This is a genomic window from Dellaglioa sp. CoH-55-MRSF-8 (assembly GCF_056782195.1).
Genome location: NZ_JBXAYH010000092.1, coordinates 1 through 392, shown reverse-complemented (window position 1 = coordinate 392; position 392 = coordinate 1). Strand labels below are relative to the sequence as shown.

The window sequence follows — 392 nt, the reverse complement described above, 5'->3', positions numbered from 1 at the left end:
CTTCTGCGAAGTCGTCATCGGCCCTCACCTCCACCAGCTTTTCCGAGTCGTTCAGCAGGTAGAGATATGCATGTGTCACGATCCGGCCACGAGTTTCTCCGCGATTCGGGTCCGAGAATACCTGCTTGAATCGGAAGGCCAGCTTCATCGTATCGCGGCTTACCTGAATACGCGTTTCTTCAACTGCCTCGCGGCATGACGTGTTGAAGATGGTTTCTCCGGCGTGGGCAAAGCCACCCGGGAGTGCCCACAGGCCTTTTCCCGGATTGAACTTGCGTCGTCCGAGAAGCACGTGCCCAGATTGGATGATCACTGAATCCGCAGTCGTCATGATTGGGGCGTACCTCAACCCCATACCATCGCGCCCGCGATACGAGTGCTCGCGCAGGTAC

The 392-nt window shown here is 57.4% G+C and carries 1 protein-coding gene; it reads right to left on the bottom strand.

Annotated features, from left to right (window positions below; all coding sequences use genetic code 11):
• On the bottom strand, positions 1-331 hold a 331-nt coding region (locus tag AC1RPW_RS08050), incomplete at its 3' end, for an NUDIX domain-containing protein (protein ID WP_481769451.1).
• Between the last annotated feature and the right edge of the window lie 61 nt (positions 332-392).